23 protein-coding genes are annotated in these 23,811 nt (G+C 68.2%); 13 read left to right on the forward strand and 10 right to left on the reverse strand.

Annotated features, from left to right (window positions below; all coding sequences use genetic code 11):
• Window position 1: 1 nt before the first annotated feature.
• On the forward strand, window positions 2–1,042 hold the full coding sequence (locus tag AB6807_RS27920) for an MDR family oxidoreductase (protein ID WP_371087183.1): 1,041 nt from the start codon (window positions 2–4) through the stop codon (window positions 1,040–1,042).
• 58 nt (window positions 1,043–1,100) lie between these two features.
• On the opposite strand, the gene AB6807_RS27925 is transcribed toward AB6807_RS27920, so the two are convergent.
• From AB6807_RS27925 to AB6807_RS27950, 6 genes are all read right to left on the reverse strand, one after another.
• Window positions 1,101–2,546, reverse strand: a complete 1,446-nt coding sequence (locus AB6807_RS27925; protein ID WP_371087095.1) for an NAD-dependent succinate-semialdehyde dehydrogenase — start codon at window positions 2,544–2,546, stop codon at window positions 1,101–1,103.
• A gap of 18 nt (window positions 2,547–2,564) precedes the next feature.
• The gene (locus tag AB6807_RS27930) at window positions 2,565–3,686 is read right to left on the reverse strand and encodes a DSD1 family PLP-dependent enzyme (protein ID WP_371087096.1); all 1,122 of its coding nucleotides are present in this window, start codon (window positions 3,684–3,686) and stop codon (window positions 2,565–2,567) included.
• A gap of 118 nt (window positions 3,687–3,804) precedes the next feature.
• Window positions 3,805–4,641, reverse strand: a complete 837-nt coding sequence (locus tag AB6807_RS27935; RefSeq protein WP_371087097.1) for a transporter substrate-binding domain-containing protein — start codon at window positions 4,639–4,641, stop codon at window positions 3,805–3,807.
• A 78-nt stretch (window positions 4,642–4,719) separates the two neighbouring features.
• On the reverse strand, window positions 4,720–5,508 hold the full coding sequence (locus AB6807_RS27940; RefSeq protein WP_371087098.1) for an amino acid ABC transporter ATP-binding protein: 789 nt from the start codon (window positions 5,506–5,508) through the stop codon (window positions 4,720–4,722).
• Between the two features lie 16 nt (window positions 5,509–5,524).
• Entirely contained in the window at window positions 5,525–6,181 is a 657-nt protein-coding gene (locus AB6807_RS27945) for an amino acid ABC transporter permease (protein ID WP_286514119.1), read from the reverse strand.
• A 6-nt stretch (window positions 6,182–6,187) separates the two neighbouring features.
• Window positions 6,188–6,841, reverse strand: a complete 654-nt coding sequence (locus AB6807_RS27950) for an amino acid ABC transporter permease (RefSeq protein WP_286514117.1) — start codon at window positions 6,839–6,841, stop codon at window positions 6,188–6,190.
• A 179-nt stretch (window positions 6,842–7,020) separates the two neighbouring features.
• Between AB6807_RS27950 and AB6807_RS27955 the strand changes: the two genes are divergently transcribed.
• Together AB6807_RS27955 and AB6807_RS27960 are read left to right on the forward strand one after the other, a co-directional pair.
• Window positions 7,021–7,677: a TetR/AcrR family transcriptional regulator gene (locus AB6807_RS27955; RefSeq protein WP_371087099.1), complete on the forward strand. Its 657-nt coding sequence runs from the start codon at window positions 7,021–7,023 to the stop codon at window positions 7,675–7,677.
• Between the two features lie 86 nt (window positions 7,678–7,763).
• The gene (locus tag AB6807_RS27960; RefSeq protein WP_371087100.1) at window positions 7,764–9,395 is read left to right on the forward strand and encodes a hypothetical protein; all 1,632 of its coding nucleotides are present in this window, start codon (window positions 7,764–7,766) and stop codon (window positions 9,393–9,395) included.
• An 85-nt stretch (window positions 9,396–9,480) separates the two neighbouring features.
• Here the strand turns inward: AB6807_RS27960 and AB6807_RS27965 are convergent, their stop codons facing one another.
• Complete coding sequence (locus tag AB6807_RS27965) at window positions 9,481–13,104, reverse strand: indolepyruvate ferredoxin oxidoreductase family protein (RefSeq protein WP_371087101.1); 3,624 nt, start codon at window positions 13,102–13,104, stop codon at window positions 9,481–9,483.
• 92 nt (window positions 13,105–13,196) lie between these two features.
• Between AB6807_RS27965 and AB6807_RS27970 the strand changes: the two genes are divergently transcribed.
• Complete coding sequence (locus tag AB6807_RS27970; RefSeq protein ID WP_371087102.1) at window positions 13,197–13,718, forward strand: Lrp/AsnC family transcriptional regulator; 522 nt, start codon at window positions 13,197–13,199, stop codon at window positions 13,716–13,718.
• Window positions 13,719–13,757: 39 nt separating this feature from the next.
• On the opposite strand, the gene AB6807_RS27975 is transcribed toward AB6807_RS27970, so the two are convergent.
• A complete protein-coding gene (locus AB6807_RS27975; protein ID WP_371087103.1) occupies window positions 13,758–15,317 on the reverse strand; it encodes a glycosyltransferase family 39 protein in 1,560 nt (519 codons plus the stop codon).
• A gap of 277 nt (window positions 15,318–15,594) precedes the next feature.
• On the opposite strand from AB6807_RS27975, the gene AB6807_RS27980 reads away from it, so the two are divergent.
• The gene (locus AB6807_RS27980; RefSeq protein WP_371087104.1) at window positions 15,595–16,077 is read left to right on the forward strand and encodes a DUF4188 domain-containing protein; all 483 of its coding nucleotides are present in this window, start codon (window positions 15,595–15,597) and stop codon (window positions 16,075–16,077) included.
• Here AB6807_RS27980 and AB6807_RS27985 read toward each other — a convergent pair.
• A complete protein-coding gene (locus tag AB6807_RS27985) occupies window positions 16,074–16,826 on the reverse strand; it encodes a TetR family transcriptional regulator (RefSeq protein WP_371087105.1) in 753 nt (250 codons plus the stop codon). The two genes, AB6807_RS27980 and AB6807_RS27985, sit on opposite strands and share 4 nt — an antisense overlap.
• A gap of 82 nt (window positions 16,827–16,908) precedes the next feature.
• Here AB6807_RS27985 and AB6807_RS27990 point away from each other — a divergent pair, with 82 nt between their 5' ends.
• From AB6807_RS27990 to AB6807_RS28000, 3 genes are all read left to right on the forward strand, one after another.
• On the forward strand, window positions 16,909–17,574 hold the full coding sequence (locus AB6807_RS27990) for an O-methyltransferase (RefSeq protein WP_371087106.1): 666 nt from the start codon (window positions 16,909–16,911) through the stop codon (window positions 17,572–17,574).
• Window positions 17,575–17,704: 130 nt separating this feature from the next.
• Window positions 17,705–17,905 carry a hypothetical protein gene (locus tag AB6807_RS27995; RefSeq protein ID WP_371087107.1) on the forward strand — a complete coding sequence of 67 codons (201 nt, stop codon included), beginning with the start codon at window positions 17,705–17,707 and terminating at the stop codon, window positions 17,903–17,905.
• 131 nt (window positions 17,906–18,036) lie between these two features.
• A complete protein-coding gene (locus AB6807_RS28000; RefSeq protein WP_371087108.1) occupies window positions 18,037–18,423 on the forward strand; it encodes a response regulator in 387 nt (128 codons plus the stop codon).
• A 55-nt stretch (window positions 18,424–18,478) separates the two neighbouring features.
• On the opposite strand, the gene AB6807_RS28005 is transcribed toward AB6807_RS28000, so the two are convergent.
• Window positions 18,479–19,381 carry a LysR family transcriptional regulator gene (locus tag AB6807_RS28005; protein ID WP_286515702.1) on the reverse strand — a complete coding sequence of 301 codons (903 nt, stop codon included), beginning with the start codon at window positions 19,379–19,381 and terminating at the stop codon, window positions 18,479–18,481.
• 125 nt (window positions 19,382–19,506) lie between these two features.
• On the opposite strand from AB6807_RS28005, the gene AB6807_RS28010 reads away from it, so the two are divergent.
• The 5 genes from AB6807_RS28010 to AB6807_RS28030 are packed head-to-tail and all read left to right on the forward strand — an operon-like array spanning window position 19,507 to window position 23,802.
• A complete protein-coding gene (locus AB6807_RS28010) occupies window positions 19,507–20,172 on the forward strand; it encodes an RraA family protein (protein ID WP_371087109.1) in 666 nt (221 codons plus the stop codon).
• 52 nt (window positions 20,173–20,224) lie between these two features.
• Window positions 20,225–21,430 carry a pyridoxal phosphate-dependent aminotransferase gene (locus AB6807_RS28015; protein WP_371087110.1) on the forward strand — a complete coding sequence of 402 codons (1,206 nt, stop codon included), beginning with the start codon at window positions 20,225–20,227 and terminating at the stop codon, window positions 21,428–21,430.
• Between the two features lie 47 nt (window positions 21,431–21,477).
• Complete coding sequence (locus tag AB6807_RS28020) at window positions 21,478–22,296, forward strand: ABC transporter substrate-binding protein (protein ID WP_371087111.1); 819 nt, start codon at window positions 21,478–21,480, stop codon at window positions 22,294–22,296.
• A gap of 27 nt (window positions 22,297–22,323) precedes the next feature.
• Window positions 22,324–23,022 (forward strand): amino acid ABC transporter permease, encoded by a 699-nt coding sequence (locus AB6807_RS28025; protein ID WP_371087112.1) that lies wholly within the window; start codon window positions 22,324–22,326, stop codon window positions 23,020–23,022.
• A gap of 39 nt (window positions 23,023–23,061) precedes the next feature.
• Window positions 23,062–23,802: an amino acid ABC transporter permease gene (locus tag AB6807_RS28030; RefSeq protein WP_371087184.1), complete on the forward strand. Its 741-nt coding sequence runs from the start codon at window positions 23,062–23,064 to the stop codon at window positions 23,800–23,802.
• The last annotated feature ends 9 nt before the right edge of the window (window positions 23,803–23,811 follow it).

Here is a 23,811-nt window from a genome sequence, read left to right on the forward strand (position 1 = left end):
GCTGGAAGCGGCTGTCGCGGTTTCGCATGGGCGGCCGCCCGTCGCGAGCGCCGGGGGTTTTCGCGCGGTACGGCTCGGCAAGGACGCCAAGGGCGCGACGACCGCGGAAGTCGCCACGCTGGACAACGGCGAACTGCCGCCCGGTAACGTCGTGGTGCGCATCGCGTACTCCACGCTCAACTACAAGGACGCGCTGGCCATCACCGGGCAATCGCCGGTAGTGCGCAAGTTCCCCATGGTGCCCGGCATCGACTTCGCCGGCACGGTGGAGCACAGCGCCGACGCGCGCTACCAGGTGGGCGACCGCGTGTTGCTCAATGGCTGGGGCGTGGGCGAAACGCATTGGGGCGGGCTGGCGCAACGCGCCTGCGTGCGCGCCGACTGGCTGGTGCCGTTGCCGGCATCGATGTCCGAACGCTCGGCGATGTGCATCGGCACCGCCGGCTACACGGCCATGCTGTCGGTGATGGCGCTGGAGGCGCGCGGCATCGCACCGGAGGCCGGTGTCATCCTCGTCACCGGCGCGAACGGCGGCGTGGGGAGCATCGCCATCGCGCTGCTCTCGCGGCTCGGCTATGCGGTAACGGCCTCCACCGGGCGGCTGGAAGAAGCGCCGCGGCTCAAGGCGCTGGGCGCCACCTGCGTGATGGACCGGCGGGTGCTCGGCGAACCCGGCAAGCCCCTGCAGAAAGAAGCCTGGGCCGGTGCGATCGATTGCGTGGGCAGTCATACCTTGGCGAACGTGCTGGCGGGCATCCGCTACGGCGGCGCGGTGGCGGCCTGCGGGCTGGCACAGGGCATGGAACTGGCGGGCAGCGTGGCGCCTTTCATCTTGCGCGGCGTGGCGCTGGAGGGCGTGGACAGCGTGCATGCATCGTTCGCACGCAGGACCGTCGCCTGGGCACGGCTGGCGCGCGAGCTGCCGGGCGAGGTGGTCGAGGCGAACACCCGCGAGATCTCGCTGGTCCAGGCGCTGGTGGTGGCGCCGGAGTTGCTGCGCGGGCAGGTTCGCGGCCGTGTGGTGGTGGACGTCAATCGCTGAACCGGAGGGTGGAGGAGCAAGGGCGCGGGGGCCGAAAGGCCCCCCCGCGGCTCCCCGTTCAAAGAGACATGATGGACACGGCCTTGGTGACCAGGTAGGCCTCCAGCGCCTCCGGTCCGCCTTCGCTGCCGTAGCCCGAATCCTTCACGCCGCCGAAGGGCATCTCGGGGAAAGGCGTGGGCGGCTGGTTGATCCACACCATGCCGGCCTCGAGCGACTGCGAGATGCGGCGCGCCTGGGTGATGGACTGCGTGAACGCATAGGCGCCCAGGCCGTAGGGCAGCCGGTTGGCTTCGGCGATGGCCTCCTCGATGTCGTCGAAGCCGCGAACGGCCGCGACCGGGCCGAAGGGCTCGTTGTTGAACACGTCTGCCTGCAGCGGCACATTGGTCAGCACGGTGGGCTCGAAAAAGTTGCCTTGCATGTCGAGCCGCCTGCCGCCCGCGGCGAGCGTGGCGCCGCAGCGCACCGCGTCTTCGACCACGCGCTCCATCGCCGTGACGCGGCGCGCATTGGCCAGCGGGCCGAGCGTGGTGCCTTCGGCGAGCCCGTCGCCGGGCTTGAGGCCCTTCGCATAGGCCACCATCGCGCCTTCGAAAGCCTCGCGCAGGCTGTTGTGCACCAGGAAGCGGGTGGGCGACACGCAGGCCTGGCCGGCGTTGTGGAACTTGGTGGGCGCCATGAAGCGGGCCGCGAGCGGCACGTTGGCGTCGCTGGCCACGATGACGGGCGCATGGCCGCCGAGCTCCATGCTGACGCGCTTCATGTGCTGCCCCGCCAGCGCCGCGAGCTGCTTGCCCACCGCGGTCGAGCCGGTGAAGGTGATCTTGCGGATGAGCGGATGCGCGATGAGGTAGCCGCTGATCCGTGCCGGATCGCCGAAGACCAGCCCGACGGCGCCCGCAGGCACGCCCGCGTCGACAAAGGCGCGCAGCAGCGCGGCGGCGGACGCCGGGGTTTCCTCGGGCGCCTTCACCAGCATCGAGCAGCCGCAGGCGAGCGCGGCAGACAGCTTGCGCACGATCTGGTTGATGGGGTAGTTCCACGGCGTGAAGGCCGCGACCGGGCCCACGGGCTCCTTGGTCACCAGCTGCTGCGTGGCGGGGTTGCGCGAGGGCACGATGCGCCCGTAGATGCGCAAGCCCTCGTCGGCGAACCAGTCGATCACGTCGGCAGACGAATGCACTTCCATCGTCGATTCGGCCAACGGCTTGCCCTGCTCGGTGGTCAGCACGCGGGCGATGGATGCGGCGCGCTCGCGCAGCAGCGACGCGGCCTTGCGCAGCGTGGCCGCGCGCTGTATCGCGGGCACGGCGCGCCAGAGCGCGAAGCCCCGGTGCGCGGCCTGCACGGCACGCTCGAGGTCTTCCATGCCGGCGCAGGCGACCTGGCCGATCATCTGGCCGGTGGCCGGGTTGAGCACCGGCATGGTGTTGCCGTCGGCAGCTGGCTGCCATTCGCCGTCGATCAACAGCAGCGTGTCGGGGTAGTTCGTAGATGTCATGTGGGTTGCCTCGTTTTTTCAGTGGCTCGCGCCGCGCGCGGAAACCGGCCAGATCGCCTCGACGCGGCCGTTGCGCACGCAGACGTAGTCGTCGTGGAGGTTGACCGTGGGGTCGCAGTGCGACGGAATGAGCTTGAGCCGCGCACCCAGCGCGATGCCGGCGTCGGGCGCCAGCAGCGCGACGGTGCCGTGCTCGTCGGAGGCGGCCACCAGGCGCGCCTTGGGCTGGCCTTCGATGCCTGGCAACCCCTTCTCCAGCGTGTACGACTTGAGGCCCGCATCGACGATGACGCGGCCCTTGCCGGCGGTGCTCATCACGGTCGACAGCACGAACAGGCTGTGCTCGAACTCCGCGTAGGGTTGCCCGTCGTTGCCCTCGATGGCGGCGTATTCGCCGTCCATGAAGATGTAGGAGCCGCACTGCAGTTCGGTCCACAGCCTGGAAGCGCCCTCGAACATGAAGGTGCCGGTGCCGCCACCGCCGATCACCTCGCATTCGAGCCCCGCCCGGCGAATGGCGTCGATGCTTTGCTGCACCGCTTCGGACGCGACCTGGATCGCGGCGGCGCGCTCCGCATAGGTCTTCAGGTGCTGGGCCTTGCCTTCGTAGGCCTGCAGCCCGTCGAAGCGCAGGCCCGGCGACGCGGCGATGTGCAGCGCCAATGCCGCGGCGGGCTCGCCCGGCGGCACGCCGCAGCGCCACATGCCCATGTCGATCTCGACCAGCGCGCCAAGCTCGACACCGAATTCCTGCGCCGCGCGCGAGGCCGCATCGACCTGCTCGACGGCATCGAAGCACAGCGAAATCTTCGCTTCCTTGGCGAGGCCGGCAAGGCGTCGCAGCTTCTGCATGTCGAGCACCTGGTTGCTGACGAGCACGTCGCGCACGCCGCCGCGCACCAGTGCCTCGGCCTCGCCGACCTTCTGGCAGCACTGGCCCACGGCCCCGAGCTCGATCTGGCGAAGCGCGATGGTGGCGCTGCGGTGCGTCTTGGCGTGCGGGCGCAGGCGAATGCCGGCGACGCGCGCAAAGTCCGCCATCTTCTTCATGTTGCGCTCGAAGGCGTCGAGGTCGAGGACGAGTGCGGGCGTGTCGATCGCGCACAGGAGATCGCCGACGCGGGTCGCGACTGTGTTCATTGGAAATTCCGAAAGGGGATGGAGCGGCCTCGCCAGTGCCGCGGAAATACAGGCGCACGCAGGCAAGCGGCAGGCGCGCCCGGCGATCAGTCAGTCAAGCGATGGGTCGATCGGCCGATCAGCTAGAGGTCTGGATCTTGTAGCTGCGCTGCGGCGGCGGCGCGATCTTGAAATACTTCTTGTAGATGGCCGTGTACTCGATGTACGAGTAGCCCGTGGTCAGGTCGGTGACGAAGCCGTCGAGAAACTGGCTCCACGGCAGCTCGCCCATCTTGTAGGCAATGCCGTAGTTCTGGAAGCCGCCGAACACTTCGGGAATGACCTTCATCTCGGCATTGGTCGCGCCGTACCACATGCCGATGGGCAGATCGACCAGGAAGGCCTGGGCCCGGCCCGAGCGCAGCGCCAGCGCCTGCTGGTCGACCGAGGCGAAGCTCACGATCTGCGCCTTGGGCGCCATGCGCTTGGCAAGGTCGATCTGCTCGGGCACGGTGAGCGTGGCCAGCGTGACGCTGGGGTCGTTGAGGTCGGCGAGCGTCTTGATCTTCGAGTCCTTGCGGATCGCGGCGGTCATGCCGGTGTCGAAGTAGCGCGGCGTGAAGGCCACGCGCACCAGCCGCGACGGCGAGATGGTGGCGAACTGCGCCACCATGTCGACCTGGTCGTTCTGCAGCGCGGGCCAGCGTGCCTCGTTGGTCAGCAGCTCGAACTTGATCTTGGTCGGGTCGCCGAACAGCGCCTTGGCCACGAGCCGGCTCATGTCGATGTCGAAGCCCTGGAGCTCGCCCTTGTCGTCCTTGAAGCCGAAAGGCGGCGTCGAGCTGGTGGTGCCGACGATGAGATAGCCGCGCTTGAGAATGTCCTGCAGCTTGTCTGCATGGGCCGCCGGCGCCACGCAGGCGGCCAGCACCGTGGCCGCGATGGCGAGCCACTGACGAAATGCGTTGAACTTCATGATGAGCCTCTGGTGGTCGATGAAAGGAACGAAGGGAGGAAGCGGTGAAGTAAACAAAGCAGTCGGCAACGAAGGCCGTCAGGCGGCGACCCTGCTGCCGCCACGGTTCTGCGCATGGAAGCGCGTGAGGAACTTGCGCAGGCGCTCCGTGCCCGGGTTGGCAAGGATCGATTCGGGCGGGCCCTCTTCGACGACCAGCCCGTCCTCCATGAAGATGACCTGGTCGGCCACGTCTTCGGCAAAGTGGATCTCGTGCGTCACGCAGACCATCGTCAGGCCGCGGCGCTTCAGGTCGCGCACCACCTCCAGCACTTCGCCGACCAGTTCGGGGTCGAGCGCCGAGGTGATCTCGTCGAGCAGCAGCACCGTGGGCTCCATGGCCAGTGCGCGCGCAATGGCCACGCGCTGCTGCTGGCCGCCCGAGAGAAAGGCGGGGTAGGCGCCCTGCTTTTCCGCGAGGCCGACCTGGTCGAGCAAGGCCAGCGCGATCTTTTTCGAAGCGGCTTCGTCCTTGCCCAGGATGCGCTTGGGCCCGCACATCACGTTCTGCAGCACCGTCATGTGCGGAAACAGGTTGAACTGCTGGAACACCATGCCGATGCGCTGGCGGGCCTCGGCCTCTTCGCGGGCGTTCCAGCGGCGCCAGTCGCCGCCGGACTGCTTCGTGCGGCCGAGCGCCGCGCCGGCGATCTCGACGTGGCCGCTGTCCCAGTGCTCCAGCAGGTTGAGGCAGCGCAGCATGGTGCTCTTGCCCGATCCGCTCTTGCCGAGCAGGACCGCGGTCTTGCCCTTGGCGACGTCGAACGAGATGTCTTTCAGCACCGCGTTGGCACCGAAGGACTTGGAGAGATTGCGAACGGAAATCATGGTGTGCGGGGGTGGGTCAGGACCGTTGGGATCTGTTCATGCGCTTGGACAGGTACGCCGCGGAGCGCACCGTGCCGTAGCAAAGGACGAAGTACATGCCCAGAGCGGCAATGAAGAAGGTGAAGGGCGCCAGCGTGCGCATCACGGCTTCGTTGGTGGCGAGCGTGAGCTCCCACACGCCGATGATCGACACCACCGAGGTGGCCTTGATCACGATGGCGGCGAGGTTCATTAGCGCGGGCAGCGCGATGCGCACGGCCTGCGGCAGCACCACGACGAGCTGGATCTTCCAGTGCCGCATGCCCAGCGCCTTGCCCGCTTCGATCTGCACCTTGGGAATGGTGCGCAGCGCGCCGCGCAGAATTTCTGCGACGTAGGTGGCGAAGAAGAGCGCCAGCGCCACGCAGCCCGAATAGAAGGTGTCGATGAAGATGCCCAGCCGGGGCAGCAGGTAGTAGATGAGAAAGACGAACACCAGCAGCGGAATGCCGCGGATGCCCTCGATCACGCAGCGCAGCACGAACCCCACCGCGCGTCCGCCGAGCATGCTGGCCTCGGCAATGAGAAAGCCGAGCACCAGCGCGAGCAGTGTCGTGACGAGCGCGAGCACCAGCGTCTGGCCGAGCGCCTGCAGCAACAGCGGCGCGGCGTTGGCAAGAAGAGTCAGTTCCATGGCCGGTTACCTCGCGATGCCGCTGCGGCGTTCGAAGAAGCCACCCGCGCGGCTCAACAGCCATGACAGCAGCGAGTAGCACACCGCGATGGCAACGAAGGGCTCGAAGCTGGCGGCGGTGCGCTGCGAGATCACCTTGGCGGCCATCGTCAGGTCGACCAGCGAGATGGCCGCGCCCAGCGAGGTGTCGTGAATGAGCAGCACGAGCACCGACATCAGCGCGGGCACCGAAGCCGACCACGCCTGTGGAAACTGCACGATGCGAAAGATGGCCAGCGGCCGCATGCCGATGGCGCGCCCGGCCTCGATCTGCGCGAGCGGCACCGCGAGGAAGCCGCCGCGCAGCACCTCCGAGACGAACACGCTGTGCTGCATGACCAGCACCACGACCACGCACGTGAACGTCGGTATCTGAAAGCCCACCATCGGCAGGCCGAAGTAGATGAGGTACAGCGTGATGAGCAGCGGCGTGTTGCGCATGAGCTCGACGTAGGCCGTGAGCACCCAGGCAATGGGGCCGCGCGCCTTGAGGCGTGCCGCGCACAGCAGCAGGCCGCCCACGAGGCTGAGGCCGCCCGCGAGGCACGCGAGCATGACCGTGAGTTGGAAGCCGTTGAGCAACTCTTCACGGCTGCGGGCAATGACGCTCCAGTCAAACACGTGGGCCCCTCCCCTTGAGAAGAGTCGGCAACCACGGCCGCAAGCCGTGCGTGGAGTTCAAGGGCCATCGATTCACAGTGGGCTCGCTCTCTGAAGCAGTTGAATTACTGTACCGTCTGGACTGTACGGTAAACTAATTCCGAAGTAAACCCCAGACAAGAAACTACGGAGTCAAGCCGATGGCAGTCGAAGAGAACAAGCCCAAGCGTGGACGGCCCAGCGCGCGAGACAAGATCCTCGACGCGGCGCTGGTGCTGGTGCAGGAAATAGGCGCTTCAGAGCTCACGCTCGACGCGGTGGCCGAACGCGCGGGCGTGAGCAAGGGGGGCCTGCTCTATCACTTTCCTTTCAAGGAAGAGCTGCTCACGGCGGCGAACGAGGTCATTGCCAGCAAGCTCGCGGGCGCACGGCATGCGGAGGCGGTGAAGCTGCCCGATTCACCGAACCGCGCATTGAAGGCCTACGTGCTGGCCTCGGTCTACAACAGCGGCGACAACGACAAGATCACGACCAAGATGCTCGCCGCGGGGTCGATGCTGAAGGAGTCCGCCGACCCGATTCGCCGCTACTGGAAAGAGCGTTTTCCCGAGATATCGGCCGGCTCGGGTTTCGACCGGGGCGCGCTCGTGCATGCGGCCACCGAAGGGCTGTGGTTCATGGAGATGCTGAAGCTGTCGCCGTTCTCGCCGGAGCAACGCGACCGGCTGGTGCAGCTCATCCTGGAAATGACGGACGACGAGACGACGACTGCGCAGCCCAAGGAAAAGGGAAAGAAGAAAGCCGTCGCTTCGCCGAAGACCGCGACGCCGGTCAAGCGCAAAGCCGCTGCGCGTTGAGGCCGCTGCCCTTCAAAAACCGCCACGCCTGCCGATAAGAAAAGATCGCCCGCACATCGGGCTCATTTTCTTGATCGGATCTTGCAGTGAACGTCAACCTGAGCGCTGTCAGCCCCTTGGTGGCGAACAGCACGAGCGCCGCGTGGCGCACGACCCCGCTGACGCCGCTGGCGGCGCTGAAAGAAGCAACGGCAGCAGCACAGGCTACGGCCGCGGCAGCAGCCGCCGTTCCCGCCACTTCCGCTGTATCGGTCAGCCTCGGCCAAGCCCCCGCATCCGCCGATGCGCAGACCTACACCCTGCCCGGCCGCACCACGACCGCGTGGTCGCAGCGCCCAGGCGACGCCATCTCGTCACTGATGGCCGGCAACTTAGGCCTGCCCTCCGTCACCACGCGCTTCAACGGTCTGGGCGCCGCGATGCTGAAGCGCTTCGACACCGAGGCCGGCGGCTTCTCGCAATCGGTGACGCTGGCCACGTCAGGCGCATCAGGCGCATCGGCCATCGCGCCGGCCGACCTGTTCGCCACCGCCGACAACCAGGTCAAGCTGTCGATCAAGACCGCCAGCGGCGCGACGGTCGAACTGAGCCTGGGCAGCCAGGCCGACGGCCTGTCGGTGGAGGTCAAGGTGTCCGGCGGTGAACTGAACGACGCGGAGCGCAAGGCCTTGACGCAACTGTCGGATGCGTTCCAGGACGCCATCGACGGCCTGGGCGACGTGCCGCCGAAACTGTCGTTCGGCGGCTTCACCGATTTCGACCCGAAGGTGCTGTCGTCGGTGGACTTCACCGCGCGCAGCAAGGCCGACGGCAAGGGCGCCATCCAGGCGGTCGATTTCCATGCCGACGCGAAGGCGCGCTCGCTGAGCGCCACCGGCCCTTCCGGCACGGTGAAGGTCGATGTCGACCTGTCGCAGCCGGCCATCCTTGGCAACGCCACGCAGCAGGCGCAGGCGGTGGCGCGCTACCTGCGGCAGGCCGATGCGGCAGGCAGCCGCGGCCGGGGCGACGCGGCGCTGGTGGCCATGTTCAAGGACGCGTTCTCGCAGCTGAACAGCAACTACGGCGTGACCGCGCCGCTGGCGGGGCGCGAGGCACCGGGCGTGATCGCGCTGAACGCGGGTGACCACAGCCTGCTGAGCGGGCTGGCCGACTTCAACGCGTCGATGGTGCAGGCGCCGGACGCATCGAACCCGATGAGCCCCGAAGAGGTCGACACCTTCTCGTACAAGCTCTCGCAAGACACGAGCGTGACGGGCAAGGACCCGCGCAACCGCACCATCCACCAGGACCAGAAGGCGCAGCTGGTCGCCAGCTTCCACCGGGCGCTGTCGCCGGACGCCACGCTGCTGCTCACGGCGGCAAAGGAGTCGCAGTTCTACGAGTTCGTGCAGATCGACGACGAGGCCAAGGCATCCACCGACATCACCTACAAGGACGGCGCGCGCACCGACGCGACGGTGACGCAGAGCGCGCGGCAGTCGACGCGCGTGCAGCGCTACCTGATGGGCAAGCTGGAGTCCGACACCACGGTGCCGCTAGCGCGCCAGCGCGTGTCCGACGTGCGCAACCTGCTGTCGAGCGTCGAGAAGGCGGACATGTCGCACGACGCCGACGATGCGCGTCGGCGCGACCAGGCGCTGGCGGTGGCCGCGTCGCTGGCGGTGCTGCCGGATGGACCGACAGGGCTGCGGCAAGGCAGCAGCGCGGCGGTCTGAGAATTCAGGCGGGGTCGCTGAAGCGATGACGCGATGAAGCGATGGGCCCGGAAGGCATCTTCCGGGCCCATCGCATTCAAGCGCCTCAGACGTTGGTGCCGGCCACGATGGCAATGCCGCGGATCTGCCCCGCAGTGGCAGCACCAGCACCGGCCCCGGCCGGCTTCGCATAGCGCGACGGCGCAAAGCGATGCAGCAACTCGGCCTCGCGAACGCGCGCCGATTCAAGGTTCGCGAGCTTCACATGGCCGAAGCCCCGCACCGACATCGGCAGCGCGGCCACGCGCGCGGCGGTCGACTGGTTGCCGGCGTTCAGCTCGGTGCACATGGCCTGCAGCAGGCCGTCGAAGTGCGCGATCAGCTCGCGCTCGGTGCGCCGTTCTTCGGTGTAGCCGAACAGGTCGAGGGCGGTGCCGCGCAGGCGCTTGCCGTGCGCCAGCCACTTCAGGGCCGGCAGCATCCAGCTGCCCAGGCGCATCTTGACGGGCGGCTGTCCGTTGGCGGGGCGCGCGAGCAGCGGCGGGGCCATGTGGAACTCGAGCTTCAGGTCGCCTTCGAACTGGTCCTTCAGCTTCTGCATGAAGGCGCCGTCGGTGTACAGGCGCGCGACTTCGTACTCGTCCTTGTAGCTCATGAGCTTGAGCAGGCTGCGCGCCGCGTTCCGCGTGAAGGGCAGGCTGGCGTCGCCGCCCGGCAGCGCGGACTCGGCCTTCTGCAGCGCGCGAATGCGCGTCTCGAAGCGCGCTGCCCATGCGGCGTTCTGGTAGCCGGTGAGGTGGCGCAGCGCGTCGGCGATCAGCGCTTCCAGCGGGCGTTCGTCGGCCTGTTGCGCAGGGGCCTGCAGGGGTGCCGCGCGCAACTGGTCGAGCGCGGCCGGGTCGCCGGCCGCGAGCCGGCCCAGCGAAAACGCCGACTGGTTGGCGGCCACGGCCACGCCGTTGAGCTCGATGGCATGCATCAGCGCCTCCAGACTCAGCGGCACCAGGCCGCGTTGCCAGGCGTAGCCGGTCGCGACGATGTTCGCGGCCAGCGTGTCGCCGAGGAACTCTTCGGCCAGGCTCTGCGCGTCGAAGGTCTCGACCTGTTCTTCACCGGCCACGAAGCGCATCTTCTCGAGCAGCAGATCGACGTGCAGGTCGGCGTCGGGGTTGCGCAGCGACTCGGCCACCGGAATCTCGTGCACGTTGGCCAGCACGCGCGTGCGGCCGTGGCGCACGGTCTGCAGCGCGTCGGCCGAGGCGCCCACCACCACGTCGCACGCGAGGATGGCGTCGGCCTGCTGCGTGTCGATGCGCACCTGGTTCAGCCGCTCGGGTGAATCGGCCAGCCGTACGAAGCTCAGCACCGAGCCGCCCTTCTGCGCGAAGCCCATGAAGTCGAGCACGCTGGCCGACTTGCCCTCCAGGTGCGAGGCCATCGCGATGACGGCGCCCACCGTCACCACGCCGGTGCCGCCCACGCCGGTCACGAGCAGGTCGTACGGGCCGGTCCACGCGTGCGGCGCGGGGTGCGCCAGCGCGGCCACGCGGTGCAGGAAGGCATCGCGGCCGGCGGCCAGCGCGCCGCTCTTGCGGCGCAGCTTGCCGCCGGTGACGCCCACGAAGCTGGGGCAGAAGCCCTTGGCGCAGGAGTAGTCCTTGTTGCAGCTGGTCTGGTCGATCTTGCGCTTGCGGCCCATCGACGTTTCCTGCGGCAGCACGGCCACGCAGTTGCTCTGCACGGTGCAGTCGCCGCAGCCTTCGCACACGGCCTCGTTGATGAACAGGCGCTTGGGTGGGTCGGCCAGCTCGCCCTTCTTGCGGCGGCGGCGCTTTTCCGCGGCGCAGGTCTGCTCGTAGATGAGCACGGTCACGCCGGCCATCTCGCGCAGGCGGCGCTGCACCTCGTCGAGCGCGGCGCGATCGTGGAACTCGGTGCCGGCCGGAAACCGGTTCTTGATGGCGTCGTACTTGTCGATGGCGTCGCTGACGACCACCACCTTGGTCACGCCTTCGGACTCGACCTGCCGCGCGATGGCGTCCACGCTGATGACGCCGTCCACCGGCTGGCCGCCGGTCATGGCGACGGCGTCGTTGAACAGGATCTTGTAGGTCAGCGTGGCCTTGGCCGCCACGGCCTGGCGGATGGCGAGGTAGCCCGAGTGGTAGTAGGTGCCGTCGCCCAGGTTCTGGAACACGTGCGGCGTCCTGGTGAACATGGCGTGCGAGATCCAGTCGACGCCCTCGCCGCCCATCTGGATCAGGCCGGCGGTGCTGCGGTCCATCCAGTTGGCCATGAAGTGGCAGCCGATGCCCGCGCGCGCGGTGGAGCCTTCGGGCACCTTGGTGCTGGTGTTGTGCGGGCAGCCGGCGCAAAAGTACGGCAGGCGCTTGACGGCGTCGCTGGCGTTGCCGAGCAGCTCGGGCGGCGTGAAGTCGCGCACGTGCTGCAGGTGGTCGCCCAGGTCGTGGTTGTCGGGAAAGTGCACGGCCAGCCAGTGCGCGACCAGCTCGATGAGGCGCGAGGGGCGCAGCTCGCCCAGCGCGGACACCAGCGGCTGGCCTTCGCGGTCGTTCTTGCCCACGAGCGCGGGGCGGGCGTCCGCGGGTGCGTTGTAGAAGATGTCGCGCAGCTGCGTCTCGACGACCGCGCCCTTTTCCTCGACCACCAGGATCTCGTCGAGCCCCTGCGCAAAGGCCTTCAGGCGCGTTTGCTCCAGCGGAAAGCTCAGGCCCACCTTGTACAGGCGCACGCCGGCGCGCGCGAGCTGCTCGGGCGTGAGCGCGAGCCGGCGCAGCACCTCCATCAGGTCGTGGTGCGCCTTGCCGCAGGTGACGATGCCGACCTTGGCATGCGGGCTCACGATGACGTGGCGGTCGATGCTGTTGCGCCGGGTGAAGGCGGCGACGGCCGCGAGCTTGTCCTCGAGCCGCGACTCGATGCGCAGCGACGGCAGGTCGGGCCAGCGGTAGTGCAGGCCGTCGGGCGGCGCCTGGTGGCCGGTGGCGGCGCGCACGGCGTCGGCGGTTTCCCAGGCGGCGACGCGCGCGTTGACGGCGTCGAGGTCGACCGTGCCGGCGCTCTCGACAATTTCAGACAGCGCAGCCATGCCGACCCACGCGCCCGAGTAGCGCGACAGCTCGTAGCCGTACAGGCCGAACTCCAGGTACTCGGCCACGCTGGCGGGCTGCATCACGGGCATGCGCCAGGCCATGAAGGCGTGGTCGCTCTGGTGCGGCATCGACGACGACACGCAGCCGTGGTCGTCGCCCGCCACCACCAGCACGCCGCCGTGCGGAGAAGAGCCGTAGGCGTTGCCGTGCTTGAGGGCGTCGCCCGCGCGGTCCACGCCCGGGCCCTTGCCGTACCACATGGCATACACGCCGTCGACGGTGCGCTCGGGGTCGGATTCCACGCGCTGGGTGCCCAGCACCTGGGTGGCGGCCAGCTCTTCGTTCACGGCGGGCACGAAGCGGATGCCGGTTTTCTTGAAGCGTTCGCCGGCCTTCCAGATGGCCTGGTCGACCATGCCCAGCGGCGAGCCGCGGTAGCCGCTGACGAAACCTTGCGTGTGCAGGCCGCGCGCGGCGTCGCGCTGGCCCTGCATGGCGAGGATGCGGATCAGCGCCTGGGTGCCGGTGATGAAGATGGAACCGGCCTCGGCCCAAAGGTTGTCGGAAAGCTGGTAGTCGGGCCGTCTGAGTGCGGTTGCTGTGTGTGGGGCGTTCATGCCCGGAATTGTTCTGCCGCACCCGAAGTAAGTGTTTCTTCAATACACTGGCGCAGACCCTTGTTTGAAGAATAAATCTCTCGGAAATCGCGATGAACGTTGGTTCTGTTTCTCTTGACGAGCATTGCCTCCACATTCTTTCTGCGCTGCAGCATGACGGGCGGCAAACGGTGCAGCAGATCTCGGAGGCCGTGGGGCTGTCGCCCACGCCCTGCTGGAAGCGCATCAAGGACATGGAGGCGGCCGGCGTCATTCGCGGCTACACCGCGCTTGTCGACCCGGAGCTGGTGGGCCTGCACGTGTCGGCCGTGGCCGAGGTGAACCTCGACCGCCACAGCGAGGCGATGGTGCAGCGCTTCGAGGAGGCGGTGGCCGCCAGCCCGCAGATCATTCGCTGCGTGTCGGCCACGGGGCCGGCGGACTACATCCTGAACGTGACGGTGCCCGACATGAAGCACTACGAGCGCTTTCTGCACGAGGTGCTGTTCAGCCTGCCGGGCGTGACGCACGTGCGCTCGAGCATCGTGCTGCGCGAGATCAAGTCGGGAACGGCGCTGCCGCTGACGCACCTGCAGGGGGCGAAGGCGGGGGTGGCGGGGTCGCGGCGGGGGTAGGCTTGGCTCGGCTCGGCCCTGCGGCCTGCGCCCCGTGCCTCAGGGCGTGGCCGTCGAAGGCGCCGGCAGGCAGCCCGGCGCGCCCTCGGCCGGCACGATGCCCCAGCGCACGCGCACGCTGCGCGCGTCGTCCTCTCCCGCCCAGGGCAGGCGCAGGCTGCCGGTGCAGCTGGCGGTGGCCAGCAGCGGCTGCAGCAGCGCGCCTTCGGAGCGGAACTCCGGCGTGTCCAGCACCAGCACCATGCCGCCTTCGCGCGCCAGCGCGCCCGGCGCCAGCCAGGGCGAGGTGCGCGCGTCGCCGTCGATGAGCAACTGCGTGGCGGGGTCCATGTGCAGCATCACCGCGCCGGTGAACCAGGTGTCGCCCACCATCAGGCGCAGCGGGCGGTCGCCGGCGCGCTCGCGCCACACGGCTTCCACGGCCTCGGCAATCTGCCTGGAAGGCAGGTTGGCGCGGGTGATGTAGCCGTGCCGGGCGCTCCACACGCCCTCGACCCAGGCCTGCCCGAACGAGCCGGCCACGTGCAGCAACGCCGCGGCCGCCAGCACGCCCGCCCAGCGGCGGCGCGACCAGCGTTCGGCCTGCAGGCCCGGCACCATCGCCACCGCCCAGAGCGCGACCGGCAGGAAGAAGGTGCTGAGCCACGAGGCCACCAACCGCGTGTGCAGCAAGGTGGACGCCACCAGCACCAGGCACACCGGGCCGAAGGTGGCCCAGGCGAGAAAGCGGCGGTCGAAGGCGTTGCGCCGTGCCGATGCGGATGCCGCATCGACAGCATCGGCGGTATTGACCGCAACCGGCGCGCGCTCGCGCGTGAACCACGCCCAGCCCACGAACAGCAGCATCGGCGACAGCCGCGCCATCTGCACCAGCAGGATGCGAAGCGGCCGCGAATGCACGTGCGCGGCCAGGCCCGACGGGTGCACCGAGTGCCGCGCGTAGCCGATGGTCTGGTCGCCGTGCTGCAGCAGCCACGCCAGGTGCGGCGCCATGAGCACCAGCACCACCGCAGTGGCGCGCAGCAGGTCGCGCCGCACGCGCGCATTGCGCCACGACCCCTCGCGCACGATGAACAGCGCACCCACCGCGAACTGCACCACGGCGCTGTACTTGGTGAGCATCGACAGCGCGGCGAACACGCCGAGCCACAGCCAGTCGCGCTGCCCCGCGGCGGGCGTGCGCAGCACGCGCCACAGCATCCACCAGTAGCCCGCCATGGGCAGCAGCTGCACCGTGTTGTGGTTGAAGATGGTGGCGCGCTGCACGTGGTACGTCACCAGCGTGCCGAGCAGCAGGGCCAGCGCCGCGCGCGAAGGCAGCATCATGTCCAGCGACCAGCGCCACAGCAGGTAGAGCGCGCCCACGCCGCAGCCCACGCCCGCGGCGTAGGTCAGCCAGGCCTCGCGGCCGGCGAGCGCGACCGGCAGGCCCATCAGCCAGCTCGGCAGCGGCGGGTGCTTGTAGTAGCCCCACTGCATGCTGCCGCCCCAGAAGAGCTCCTCGACGTTGTCCCACGGCGGCGACGCGTAGAACATGGCGGCGGGCACGGTCCACAGCACGACGAGCAATACGAGCGCGGCGACGACGAAGCCGTGCATGGGGAGCGGGCGCGCAGCAGATGGCACGGCGCGGGCGGCAAGGGGCGCAGCGGGAGGATTCAGCCAGGAGTTCATTGCGCGCGTTTGTAAAGCAGCCACCCCACCGGCACCTGACCGCGACCTGTCGTAGCGCGCAAGGCGCATCTGGCGCCGTGCGCCGGCATTTCGTCGCAACGCGCTGGCATGCGGCGCGGCCGGCTGACCCAGTGCGGTCTTCGCTGTAGCCGGTAATCGACCGCGACAGCCGAGACAGCCGCATGAATCCGCAGGAGCCCCGATGACCACCATTCGCCGCGAACGCACCACCGCCACCCTCGAAGGCGACTTCGTCGTCTTCCTGATCGGCATGCGCATCAACCAGCCGCTGAAGCTGCACAAGTGGCTGCCCGTGGCCGCCGCCATGCCGCGCATGCTCAAGGAGCTGTACCGCAAGCCCGAGCGCGGCTTTCTGCACGGCGAGATGTGGTTCGGCCGCACCATCCTCGTGCTGCAGTACTGGCGATCGATGGAGCAACTGCTGGCCTACGCGAAAGACAGGCAGGCGGAACACCTGCCCGCCTGGAAGGCCTTCAACCAGGCCATCGGCACCGACGGCTCGGTAGGCATCTGGCACGAGACCTATGCGGTGTCGCCCGGCACCTACGAGAACATCTACGTGAACATGCCGCCGTTCGGGCTTGCCCGCGCGGGCACGGCGCAGGCGGTGGGCGCGGGCGGGCACTCGGCGGCGGCGCGGCTGAAGGCGAACGGCGGGGGCTAGGCGGGGCTGGGGCGCCTGGTCTTTGCTTCGGACTTGGCTTTGGCTTTGGCGTTGCGCCTGGGTTTGGGTTTGGCCTCGGGTCTGGATCTAGCTGCGGGCTTGGCGGCCGCCTTCGGCGTGGCCGGCGGCAGGCTTTGCAGGTACGCGCAGAACATGTCGGCCATGGCGTCGGCGTAGGCCGCGATCTGCGCGTCGGTGCGCGGGCTTTCCGAAAACTGCTTGCCCACCGCGCCGAAGGTGGCCGTGATCAGCTCGCCGGCCATCGCGCGCGTGGCCTCCGAGGCGTCGGGCAGCGCCTCGCGCATGAAGGCCTGCACCGTGCGCTCGCCCGACGCCCTGACCTCCAGCGCCTCGGGCGCGTCGCGGTACAGCGGCGCCGCGTCGCTCAGCGCCAGGCGCATCGAGGCCTCGTCGCACTCCGAGCGGATGAAGGCGTGCACCAGCATGCGCAGGCGCACGAGCGGCGGGTGGGCGGTGTCCATCAGGATGCCGCCGAGCATGTCGCTGGTCTGGCGCCATTCGTCGCTCTGCAGCCGGAACAGGATCGAGGCCTTGTTCGGAAAGTACTGGTAGACCGAGCCGACGCTCACGCCCGCCCGCTCGGCCACGCGCGTGGTGGTGAAGCGCTGCGCGCCCTCCTTCGCCAAAACCTGAAGGGCTGCTTCGAGAATGGCCGCCACGAGGTCGCTGGAGCGGGCCTGCTTGGGCTTTCTTCTCGAGGAGATCGGGGCGTTTCGACGGTCGGTCATGCGATGGGCTTTCAACGCGAATAGGAAATGTGAAGCTTCCTTCATATTATTTCCGCATTCATCTCCCAAAGGAAACCACCTCGTGAACACACTGAACACCGCACCGCTCGCGCCCCTGCTGGAGCGCCTCTTCGACGAAACCGCCGCCGCGTCGCCGGCCACCAGCGCCGCGCTGGCCGCGCTGCCTGCCGCCGAGCGCACGCGCCTGATGCACAGCAAGACCGAGTACCTCGACTTCTACGCCCGCCTGAAAGATGTGCCGCTGCCCGTCTCGCGCGAGACCGGCACGCTGCTCTACATGCTGGCGCGCAGCGGCGGCGCGCGCAGCGTCGTCGAGTTCGGCACCTCGTTCGGCATTTCCACCCTGTTCCTTGCCGCGGCGCTGCGCGACAACGGCGGCGGCCGCCTGGTCACCACCGAGTTCGAGCCTTCCAAGGTGGCGCGCGCCCGCGTTCACCTGAAGACCGGCGGCCTCGACGACCTGGTGGAAATTCGCGAAGGCGACGCGCTGAAGACGCTGGCCGCCGACCTGCCCGAGACCATCGACCTGCTGCTGCTCGACGGCGCCAAGGCGCTGTACCCCGAGATCCTGGCGCTGGTGGAAAGCCGGCTGCGCCCCGGCGCGCTGGTGGTGGCGGACAACGCCGACCACAGCCCCGAGTACCTCGCGCGCGTGCGCTCGCCGCAGGGCGGCTACATGTCCACGCCGTTCGGCGGCGACGTGGAGCTGTCGATGCGCGTGGGCTGAACGTAGGCGCAAGCCCTTCAACACAAATCGACGAACGCCCATGGCAATGCCGGCGGCCCCTGCCATCGTGACCTGGCCGCAGCGCGTTGCTGCGGCTCAACCAAGATCAAGACCAGGAACAGGAAAGCCCATGGAAACAAGACAGGAACACAAGCGCGGAGACCTCGCCCGCCGGCTCATGGCCGGGCTGCTGGTGCTGATCGGCGTGTGCGTGGTGGTGGTCTTTCTGGTCTACGGCTTGGCCGACCCGGCCAAGGGCCCGGGCAATGTGCCGGCCACCGGCGAGGCGACGCCGCTGCGCCAGAACGACAGCCCGCCCACGACGACATAGACGCGCCCGCCCGCGCGCGCCGGTGCCCCGGCGTAGGAGGCCCACCCACAGCCACACGCGCGCGCGGACCACCGCGCCGTCACCGATGCCGCCTAGGCTCGTGGCATCGGGACGATCAGGGGCACAACAAAATGGCAGTCATCACATTCCTCGTCGAGGACAACAAGACGATTCGCGACCAACTCATTCCCACGCTGGAGGACCTGACGAAGGCCAGGGTGCTGGGCACCGCCGAGACGGAGTCGGAAGCGATCCACTGGCTGCGGGAGCACGACGGCAGCTGGGACGTGGCGGTGGTCGATCTCTTCCTGAAAGAGGGCTCCGGCATGGGCGTGCTGCGCGGCTGCGAGCAGCGCGAGCCGCACCAGCTGGTGGTGATTCTTTCGAACTACGCCACGCGCGAGATGCGGGCGCAGTGCCTGGCGCTGGGCGCCGACGCGGTGTTCGACAAGTCGACCGAGCTCGATGTGTTCTTCGACTTCGTGCGGCATGTGCAGGGGCATGAGGACCGGGCCTGAGACGGCACCTGAGACGGCAGCTTGACCAGACCTGGGGCGCCTCGCACCGGCTGCGCTACCTGCCGAAGCCGTACATCCGAGTGAAGTCGCAACACTCCTGCGACAGCATGACGATCGAGGAAATCAGCGTGCTTCTCTGGTCGCCCTTGTACATCGCGACGTAGGTCATCTCGGGCGGCGCGGGCGTGCAGGGAATGACCGTCAGCGAGCCGTTGGCCACCATGGGCGCGAGGCATTCCTCGGGCATGCAGCCGATGCCCAGGCCGGACATGGTCAGCCCCATCATCGCCACCAGGTTGTTCACGATGATGACGTCGCTCGGCTGCACGCCCAGCGACTTCATCCAGCTGTTGTGCGCCGTGCCCGCGCCCGACCTGCTGCCCTGCAGCAGCAGCCGGCGCGAGGCCAGCTCATGCAGCCTGAAGCGCTTGCCCGGCTCGACGAAGCCCGGCTTGCACATCCAGACGCTCGAAAAGCGGCCCACCACGTGGCTCGGCAGGTGCGCCTCGGCGAACACGTCCGGCACCAGCACCAGGTCGAGCTCGTCGCTCAGCAACTTGTCCTTCAGGTTGCCGCTCGCATCCACATCGGGCTCGATGGTGACCTTGGGGTAGTAGCGCTGGATGGCCTCCACCAGCCGGTGCAGCCACGTCATGGCGGTGAGCTCGGTGACGCCGATGCGCACGCGGCGCTCGATGACTTCGGGCTTGCCGATCTGGTCGATGGCCGCGTCCCGCTGTTCGAGCAGCTTCCTGGCGAGCACGAACATTTCCTCGCCTTTTTCCGTGAGGCGCGCGGTGCGCTGGGTTCGGTCGAACAGCTCCAGGTCGAAGCCGGCTTCGAGTTCGTGCACGCGTTTCGACACGGCGGAGGTCGAGGTGTGCAGTTTCTGGGCGGCCTGCGAGAAGCCGCCCGACTGCACGACCCAATACAGGGCCTCCAACTGCTTGAACGTCATCATGGTCAGGCGAAACCCTTATCGGTTTCCTTTTTTTCCACAGAACTACCCGAAAAAATTCGCTTTTTGAAATTTTAGGCAACTTTCACAATCTCGCCATCGAATTGATGTTGAGAGCTGTGCCCATGGTTGCTTCGAGTTTTGCCGTTCATTCCACGCCGGCCGCGGCGCCACCCGAGATGCTGGCGGCGTTCCAGAAAGTGGCCACGCCGCACCTCAGCGACAACCTGCAGCGCCTGAGCGGCATCGTCGGCTTGCGGCGCTTTCACCGGCAGCGCAAGCTGGTGGGCACGGCGATCACGGTGAAGACCCGGCCCGGCGACAACCTGCTGATCTACAAGGCGCTGATGGATGCCACCCCGGGCCACGTGCTGGTGGTGGACGGCGGCGGCGACACGACCAACGCACTGGTGGGCGAACTCATCATGCTTTACGCCCAGCAGCGCGGCTGCACCGGCATCGTCATCGACGGCGCCATCCGCGACGCGGCGGCTTTTCACGACGCCGACTTTCCGTGCCATGCCCGCGCGGCGATCCACCGGGGGCCCTACAAGAACGGGCCCGGCGCGGTCAACGTGCCCGTGTGCGTGGGCGGGCAGGTCGTGCACCCCGGGGACATGGTGGTCGGCGACGAGGACGGCATCGTGACCTTTTCGCAGGCCGAAGCGCCGCGCCTGCTCGAAGCGGTGGCGCAGACGGAGCGCTTCGAAGCCGCCATCAAGGCCGAAATCGCCAACGGCAAGGCCGAGCAGTCGTGGCTCGCCAAGGCCTTCGCGCCGCATGGGCTCTGAGGCCTCTGACGCGGCCCCGCCCTTCCCCTTTCGACTTTTCCTGGAGAGCCCTGTGAACACCTTGTTGGCCCAACGCCTCGGCGGCGTCAAACCCTCCCCCAGCATGGCCGCGAAGACGCGCGTGGATGCCCTGCGCGCGGCCGGCCGGCGCATCGTCGACTTCACCATCGGCGAGCCCGACTTCCCGACGCCGCGCCACATCGTCGAAGGCGGTGTCGCCGCCCTGCTGGCCGGGCACACGCGCTACACGGCCTCCAACGGCACGCCCGCGTTGCGCCAGGCCATTGCCGACAAGCTGCTGCGCGAGAACGCGCTGGCGTACAAGCCCGAGCACATCGCCGTGGGCAACGGCGCCAAGCACATCATCTACAACGCCTTCGCCGCCACGCTGAACGAGGGCGACGAAGTGATCGTTCCCGCGCCCTACTGGGTTTCCTACCCGGACATGGTGGCGCTGCACGGCGGCACGCCGGTGGTGGTGCCCAGCAGCGCCGCCGAGGGCTTCAAGCTGACGCCCGCCGCGCTCGAGGCGGCCATTGGCGAGCGCACGCGCTGGCTGGTGCTCAACACGCCCAACAACCCCACGGGCGCGGTGTACACACGCGACGAACTGGCCGCGCTCGGCGCGGTGCTCAAGCGCCACCCGCAGGTGTGGCTGATGACCGACGAGATCTACGAACACTTCGTCTACGGCGGCGCGACGCACGTGTCGCCCCTGAACGTGGCGCCCGAGCTGGCCGAGCGCACGCTGGTGATCAACGGCGTTTCCAAGGCCTACGCCATGACGGGCTGGCGCATCGGCTACGGCGCGGGGCCGGCGGCGCTCATCAAGGCCATCACGCTGCTGCTGTCCCAGAGCACCTCGTGCCCCGGCTCGATGAGCCAGGCCGCCGCGGCGATCGCACTCGACGGCCCGCAGCACGCCGTTACCGAGGCCGCGGCCCTGTTCGAGACACGCAGGGACCGCATGGTGCAAATGCTGCAAGCGCTGCCGGGGTTCAGCTGCGCGCCGCCGGATGGCGCGTTCTACGTGTTCCCCAGCGTGGCCGGGCTGATCGGGCGGCGCACGCCGGCGGGGCAGCTCCTTGCGTCGGACGTCGACGTGGTGCTCTACCTGCTGGAGCACGCCGGCGTGGCCACCATCGACGGCACCTCGTACGGCATGCCCAACCACCTGCGCATGTCTTTCGCCACCGGCATCGAAGTGATCGAGCAGGGCGGCCAGCTGCTGCAGGCCGCGGTGGCCGAGCTGACCTGACCTGACGAATCTTTTTTTGTTCCACCCAACCTTCCCGGAGTAGACCCATGAAGAAGACCGCATCGACGCTCATCGCCGGCGCCTGCCTGGCATTGCTGGGCAACCTGGCGTGCGCGGACCAGCTCGCCGACATCAAGTCCAAGGGGGTGCTCGTGTGCGGCACCCTGGGCACGGCGGAGCCGTTCAGTTTCTCCAACGCGCAGACGCGCGAGGTGGAAGGCTACGACGTGGACTTCTGCAAGGCACTGGCCAAGTCGCTGGGCGTGAGGCTGGAGCTGAAGCTCATCTCGGTGGCCGCGCGCATTCCCGAGCTGCAGCAGGGCCGCGTCGACGCCGTGATCGCCAACCTGGGCTGGAGCGCCGAGCGCGCCGAGCAGATCGCCTTCAGCAACCAGTACTTCGCCAGCGAGCAGAAGGTGGCCGCCCGCAAGGACAGCGGCTTCACCACGCTGAAGGACCTGAGCGGCAAGCGCGTGAGCGCGGTGAAGGGCTCCAGCTCCGAGATGCTGGTGCGCAAGATGATCCCGGGGGCGACCACCATCACCTTCCAGGACCCGCCGAACGCGTTCCTGGCCATGCAGCAGGGCAAGGCGGACGGCTTCGCGGTGTCCGAGCTCAACCTCGTGAAGTTCCGCCAGCAGTCGGAAAGCACCGTGCCCATCGTCGCGCTCGAGCCCTCGCTGGTGCTGGAGCCCTGGGGCATCGGCATGCGCAAGGAAGAGACGGGGTTCATCAAGCAGGTCAACAGCACGCTGGAGGCCATGGAAAAGTCCGGCGAGGCGCAGCAGATCTTCAACAAATGGCTGGGCACGAACACGCCGTACAAGATGCAGCGCGGCTTCAGGATCGAGCCCATCAAGGGCTGACGACCGCCATGCACGAAAGCGCACGCCATGGGTAGCAAGCTCGACTTTTCCGTGCTGACGCGCGGCGACTATCCGCAGTGGATAGGGCACGGCGTGCTTACCATGTTCGAGCTCACGGCGGCGGCGTGGCTGTTCGCCATGGCGCTGGGCACGGTGCTCGCCATGGTGCGCATGTCGGACAGCCGCGTGGCGAAGGCCTGCGTGGCCGGCTACGTGGAGTACCACCAGAACGTGCCGATGCTGGTGCAGGTCTTCCTTTGGTACTTCGGAATGCCGGCGCTGCTGCCGCATGCGGCGCAGCAGTGGCTCAACGCGCACGACAGCGAGTTCCTGCTGGCCTTCATCGCCATCGGCCTGTGCATGGCGGCCTATGTGTCCGAAGGGCTGCGCGGCGGCATCCGGTCGATTCCCAAGTCGCAGCTGGAGGCCGCGCGCGCCGTCGGTCTGTCGTACCTGCAGGCCTCGCGCCTGGTGGTGCTGCCGCAGGCGCTGCGCATCGCCCTGCCCACGCTGGTGAGCCACACGGTGCTGCTGTTCAAGAACACCAGCCTCGCCATGACGGTGGGCGTGGCGGAGCTGACCTACGCAACGCGCGAAATCGAAAGCCAGTCGTTCAAGACGGTGGAGGTGTACCTGCTGTCGACGGTGATCTACCTGGGCGTGTCGCTGCTGATCATGGCCGCCGGGGCCAGGCTGGAAAACCGCTACCGCATCCGCACGAGGTAAACCGTGGACAGCATTCTTTCCATCCTGCGCGAGTACGGCATGCTGCTGCTCGTGGGCCAGTACCCGAACGGACCGCTGGGCGGCCTGGCGATCACGCTGGTGCTCTCCGTGCTCGGCCTGGCGCTCGCCTTTCCGCTCGGCGTGGCCCTCGCGCTGGCGCGCATGAGCGGGTTCGCCTGGCTGCGCTTTCCGGCCGCCGCGGTGGTCTACGTGGTGCGCGGCGTGCCGCTGCTCATGTTCATCTTCTGGGTGTACTTTTTCGTTCCGGTGCTCACGGGCCGCACGGTCAGCGGGTTCACGACGATGGTGATCACGCTCGTGATCTACCAGGCGGCGTACCTGGCCGAGATCGTGCGCGCCGGCATCGAGGGCCTGCCCCGCGGGCAGACCGAGGCGGCGCGCGCCATGGGCTTGAACTACCGCCAGACCATGACGAAGGTGGTGCTGCCGCAAGCGCTCTACAACATGGTGCCGGCGCTGGTGAGCCAGTTCGTCTCCACCATCAAGGAGACCTCCCTGGGCTACGTGATCAGCGTCAACGAAGTGACCTTCGCGGCCAACCAGATCAACAGCTCGTTGATGACGCAGCCGTTCCAGGTGTACTTCGTGCTCGCGGCCATCTACTTCTGCCTGTGCTTCTCGCTCACGCGGCTGGCACGCTGGCTGGAACACCGCATCGCCACGCGGCGCGAAGGCGGGTTCGGGGGCGCCGTATTGGCCAACGCATCGCCAGCCACGCCCACCACTTCCTCACCCATCGTTCCCAAGCAGGCCGCATGACCATGTCTT

The organism is Variovorax sp. RCC_210 (assembly GCF_041355175.1).
Lineage (GTDB): Bacteria > Pseudomonadota > Gammaproteobacteria > Burkholderiales > Burkholderiaceae_C > Variovorax.

What these genes read in the sequence shown, in the direction of transcription:
- AB6807_RS27925 (WP_371087095.1), bottom strand. Translation starts at nt 2,546, where the DNA reads ATGACATCTACGAACTACCCCGACACGCTGCTGTTGATCGACGGCGAA.
- AB6807_RS27930 (WP_371087096.1), bottom strand. Translation starts at nt 3,686, where the DNA reads ATGAACACAGTCGCGACCCGCGTCGGCGATCTCCTGTGCGCGATCGAC.
- AB6807_RS27935 (WP_371087097.1), bottom strand. Translation starts at nt 4,641, where the DNA reads ATGAAGTTCAACGCATTTCGTCAGTGGCTCGCCATCGCGGCCACGGTG.
- AB6807_RS27940 (WP_371087098.1), bottom strand. Translation starts at nt 5,508, where the DNA reads ATGATTTCCGTTCGCAATCTCTCCAAGTCCTTCGGTGCCAACGCGGTG.
- AB6807_RS27945 (WP_286514119.1), bottom strand. Translation starts at nt 6,181, where the DNA reads ATGGAACTGACTCTTCTTGCCAACGCCGCGCCGCTGTTGCTGCAGGCG.
- AB6807_RS27955 (WP_371087099.1), top strand. Translation starts at nt 7,021, where the DNA reads ATGGCAGTCGAAGAGAACAAGCCCAAGCGTGGACGGCCCAGCGCGCGA.
- AB6807_RS27965 (WP_371087101.1), bottom strand. Translation starts at nt 13,104, where the DNA reads ATGAACGCCCCACACACAGCAACCGCACTCAGACGGCCCGACTACCAG.
- AB6807_RS27970 (WP_371087102.1), top strand. Translation starts at nt 13,197, where the DNA reads ATGAACGTTGGTTCTGTTTCTCTTGACGAGCATTGCCTCCACATTCTT.
- AB6807_RS27975 (WP_371087103.1), bottom strand. Translation starts at nt 15,317, where the DNA reads ATGCACGGCTTCGTCGTCGCCGCGCTCGTATTGCTCGTCGTGCTGTGG.
- AB6807_RS27980 (WP_371087104.1), top strand. Translation starts at nt 15,595, where the DNA reads ATGACCACCATTCGCCGCGAACGCACCACCGCCACCCTCGAAGGCGAC.
- AB6807_RS27985 (WP_371087105.1), bottom strand. Translation starts at nt 16,826, where the DNA reads ATGACCGACCGTCGAAACGCCCCGATCTCCTCGAGAAGAAAGCCCAAG.
- AB6807_RS27995 (WP_371087107.1), top strand. Translation starts at nt 17,705, where the DNA reads ATGGAAACAAGACAGGAACACAAGCGCGGAGACCTCGCCCGCCGGCTC.
- AB6807_RS28000 (WP_371087108.1), top strand. Translation starts at nt 18,037, where the DNA reads ATGGCAGTCATCACATTCCTCGTCGAGGACAACAAGACGATTCGCGAC.
- AB6807_RS28005 (WP_286515702.1), bottom strand. Translation starts at nt 19,381, where the DNA reads ATGACGTTCAAGCAGTTGGAGGCCCTGTATTGGGTCGTGCAGTCGGGC.
- AB6807_RS28010 (WP_371087109.1), top strand. Translation starts at nt 19,507, where the DNA reads ATGGTTGCTTCGAGTTTTGCCGTTCATTCCACGCCGGCCGCGGCGCCA.
- AB6807_RS28020 (WP_371087111.1), top strand. Translation starts at nt 21,478, where the DNA reads ATGAAGAAGACCGCATCGACGCTCATCGCCGGCGCCTGCCTGGCATTG.
- AB6807_RS28025 (WP_371087112.1), top strand. Translation starts at nt 22,324, where the DNA reads ATGGGTAGCAAGCTCGACTTTTCCGTGCTGACGCGCGGCGACTATCCG.
- AB6807_RS28030 (WP_371087184.1), top strand. Translation starts at nt 23,062, where the DNA reads ATGCTGCTGCTCGTGGGCCAGTACCCGAACGGACCGCTGGGCGGCCTG.